Here is a 3,201-nt window from a genome sequence, read left to right as displayed (position 1 = left end):
ACCAGCCCGCCGCGCACGCTGTATTCACCCGGCGACATCACCTGGGTGACGTGGGCGTAGCCGGCAACCGTCATCTGCATGCGCAGGCGGTCCACGTCGAGCTTTTCACCCTGCTTGAGAAAGAAGGTGTAGGCCGCCAGGAAAGCCGGCGGGGCCAGTCGGTAAAGGGCCGTGGAGGCGGGCACCAGGGCGATGTCGGCTTCGCCACGGCTGATGGCGTAGAGGGTGGACAGGCGCTCGGAGATCAGGTCCTGGTGGGGCGAGAAGCTGTCGTAGGGCAGGGTCTCCCAGTCGGGCAGCAGGTGGGTGCGGAGGCCCGGGGCCAGCCAGGCGATCTCGTCGGAGAGGCGCTGGGCGTCGATGGGGTTGGCGGTGACCACCACCAGCATGCGCTTTCCCCCGGCCAGCCGGGCGATGGCCAGGGCGTCACCCGACCCGGCGACGGGCGGCAGGTCGAGGCGCTGGCCGGGCTTGGCCCGGCTGAAGGCATCAAGGGCGGGGAGAAGGGCTTGAAAGGGGCTGGAGGCGGTCATGCGCGAGCGTGCTGCGGGGGGAAACAAGGGGCGGATTATAGGCGTCCGGATCAGGCCCGGGCGACCTGGAAGCTGTCCACGACGCGGCCACTCTCGATCCCCACGGGGCTCCAGGTGGATTCAACCACGTGGGTCCAGCCGTAACGGTCGCGGCGGATCAGGGTGGAGCAGCGGGTGCCGTAGCCCGGGGCGCGGATGAAGGCGCTGGAGAGCATGCGCTCCCAGGCCAGGCTCACGCCGGTGCGGGGCAGCTCGGAATCGGCGGCGGGGCGGTCGTCGCGCAGAAGCTCGGCCAGCGGCGTGTCGTCGGGCAGGGCCCGCAAGGCGCGGGCGAGGCGTGACTTGCCGGCGAGCACCTTCGGCCAGGGGGTATCGAGGAGGTGATTGGACAGGGCATAGAGGCCCGGTTCGAGGCGCCGGGCGCTGCCGCTCTCGCTTTCGTAGATACCGAGGCTGTCCCCGTCACTGAGCAGCAGGTTGAAGCCGTTGTAGCGCGGGCCTTCGAGCGTAAGGCGGGCCAGCGCTGCGTCGGTGGATTCGGCACCTGCCAGAAAGTCGGCCACCAGCGCCCCGCGGGAGGGAGCGTCTGGCCGCTGGCGGGCGGGGTCACGGAAATTGGTCAGGCCGGCAAAACGGCCACTGCGGCTCAGGCCAAGCCAGGAGCCACCTGCCTCCAGGTCACGACCGGCAAAGACATCAGGCCGATCCGGCCACCAGCCGGCTTCCGCGGCAGGACGGGTAAAGAACTCATCGCGGTTGGCGGCCACCACCAGGGGGTAATCCGGATGGGCTCGCCAGGCCAGCAGGATCAGGCACATGCGACGAAGCGCTCGGTGTGGCGACGTCCGCCATCTTCAAGAAAGCGCATCACGCCGTGACGCTCGATGGCGCGCTCCAGCGCCAGGTCGAAGGCGGCGGTGTCGAGCACGTTCTCGTAGATCTCCATCCAGGTCCAGGGGTCGTCGGCCTTGCGCAGGAAGCGCCCGGCCACCCCGGTGGTGGCGTGGATCTCGGCCTGGAGGTTGTACAAACCCCGGGCCAGATCGGTTTCCATGCCGATCCGGACGGGGTAGTAGATGAAGTAGTGGGAGGGGCTCAATGTCGGGCGTTTTCAGGCGAGGGCGTAGGGCAGGGGCAGGAAGCCGACGGCAGGGCCGCTGGTGCTGCCCAGGTGCACCTCGGTGGATTCGGCGCTGGAGGTCTGCAAGACCACGAGGGCGTCAAAACCGCCGGTGGGGGCCGGTGCCGCAATGACGACCTTGCCCGCGGATTGTTCGCCAAACTCGGGGGAGAAGACGTCGGTGCCGGCAATCGGCCATTCGGTGGCGTCGGTGTGCACGCGGAACATGCGCTTCTTCAGCTTGCCCAGGTAGTGGGTGCGGGCGACGATCTCCTGACCCGGATAGCAGCCCTTGTTGAAGCTGACGCCGCCGATCAGGTCGAAGTTGAGCATCTGGGCGACGAACTCTTCCTGGACCGGCAGGGTGACGGTGGGCAGGCCCTGGCAGATGTCCAGCCAGTGCCATGCGGCGGTGCCGGCCGGGGCGGCTCCCGCGGCCACGAACTTGTCCCACAGGGCCACGGCCTCGGAAATAGGTGCCGAGACGAGGAAGCGGGCGCCGTCGAGGCGCACCACCGTTGCTACACCGGATGCCGTTGCCCGGGGCGCGCCGGGGATATGCAGTCCGGCCGCCTCCAGGGCAGCACCGGCCCGGGGCCCGGCGAGGCCGATCAGCACGCTGTCGCCGCTGTCGTCCATCAGGCGGACCTTGGAGCGCAGCACATACATGGACAGCTTCTTGAGAATGGCTGCGTGGATATCCGAGGAGAGCGTGAGCAGGTAGTCACCGGCCTCCCGCCACAGGACGATGCTGGCCAGCATGCGGCCCTTGGCCGTATTGAAGCTGGTCAGCTGGGCCTCGTTGGGGCCGAGCTTCTTCACGTCGTTGGAGAACAGGTTGTGCAGGAAGACGCTGGCGTCCTCACCGGTGGCGCGGATCGCGCCGAGGTGCACGAGGGGAACCAGCACGGTCCCCTGGGCTGCGAGCGTCACATCCTGCCGCTCGTCGTCATTGAACTTGACGGAGTTGTCCGAAAACTTCGCGCCGTTGGCGCCGAGATGGGATTGCCAAGTTGCATTCATCTGTCGTGTCCTGTCGCAAAAACGAGTCTTGAAGCGGTTTGCGCTATTATAGGGCGTTGCCGCACGGGGGCTGGCCAATCAATTGAAGCAAGAATCAAGCCCCTGGTTTTTGCCGGATCTTCCTCCTTTCTTCACCTCTTTCGTTCGTTCCGAAAGCGCCAAGTTCCCCGATGAAGCGCCTGTTTTTTCGTGTATTTGTTGTTGCGCTGATGGGCGTCGTTGCTGCGGTAGGTGGCCTTGCGTGGTTTGCCCACAGTCCGGTGGGTTTACGACAAAGCCCGTTGGATTTCACTGTCGAACCCGGCTCCGGCATGCGCCAGGTGGCCCGACAACTGACCGACGCCGGCATCGATACCTGGCCTGCCGCCCTGGTGTTGCTTGCCCGGGTGACGCGCCAGGCCAACGGGATAAAGGCTGGCAGCTACGAAGTCGAGGCCGGGATCACGCCGCGGGCGCTGCTCAACATGCTGACCCGTGGCGATGTCAGCCAGGCCGAACTGGCCCTTATCGAGGGCTGGAACTTCC

The 3,201-nt window shown here is 66.8% G+C and carries 4 protein-coding genes and 1 pseudogene; 1 reads left to right on the top strand and 4 read right to left on the bottom strand.

What is annotated here, in order from left to right; all coding sequences use genetic code 11:
* From ACIQ09_RS22070 to ACIQ09_RS22055, 4 genes and pseudogenes are all read right to left on the bottom strand, one after another.
* Positions 1-533: pseudogene (locus ACIQ09_RS22070) on the bottom strand (transcription-repair coupling factor); the annotation flags it as partial.
* A gap of 50 nt (positions 534-583) precedes the next feature.
* Positions 584-1,351: an NRDE family protein gene (locus ACIQ09_RS22065; RefSeq protein WP_398314556.1), complete on the bottom strand. Its 768-nt coding sequence runs from the start codon at positions 1,349-1,351 to the stop codon at positions 584-586.
* Complete coding sequence (locus tag ACIQ09_RS22060) at positions 1,342-1,632, bottom strand: DUF4936 family protein (RefSeq protein WP_398314554.1); 291 nt, start codon at positions 1,630-1,632, stop codon at positions 1,342-1,344. Before ACIQ09_RS22060 ends, ACIQ09_RS22065 begins: the two co-directional genes overlap by 10 nt.
* A 12-nt stretch (positions 1,633-1,644) precedes the next feature.
* Positions 1,645-2,676: a YgfZ/GcvT domain-containing protein gene (locus ACIQ09_RS22055; protein ID WP_398314552.1), complete on the bottom strand. Its 1,032-nt coding sequence runs from the start codon at positions 2,674-2,676 to the stop codon at positions 1,645-1,647.
* A gap of 170 nt (positions 2,677-2,846) precedes the next feature.
* On the opposite strand from ACIQ09_RS22055, the gene ACIQ09_RS22050 reads away from it, so the two are divergent.
* On the top strand, positions 2,847-3,201 hold a 355-nt coding region (locus ACIQ09_RS22050; RefSeq protein WP_398314550.1), incomplete at its 3' end, for an endolytic transglycosylase MltG.

It is taken from the genome of Zoogloea sp. (assembly GCF_044344315.1).
GTDB lineage: Bacteria > Pseudomonadota > Gammaproteobacteria > Burkholderiales > Rhodocyclaceae > Zoogloea.
The sequence above is the reverse complement of the archived record's forward strand: the minus strand, read 5'-3'. Positions and strand labels throughout refer to the sequence as shown.

Bases quoted from the DNA above. Each gene is read 5' to 3' on its own strand.
- ACIQ09_RS22065 (WP_398314556.1), bottom strand. From the start codon at position 1,351: ATGTGCCTGATCCTGCTGGCCTGGCGAGCCCATCCGGATTACCCCCTG.
- ACIQ09_RS22055 (WP_398314552.1), bottom strand. From the start codon at position 2,676: ATGAATGCAACTTGGCAATCCCATCTCGGCGCCAACGGCGCGAAGTTT.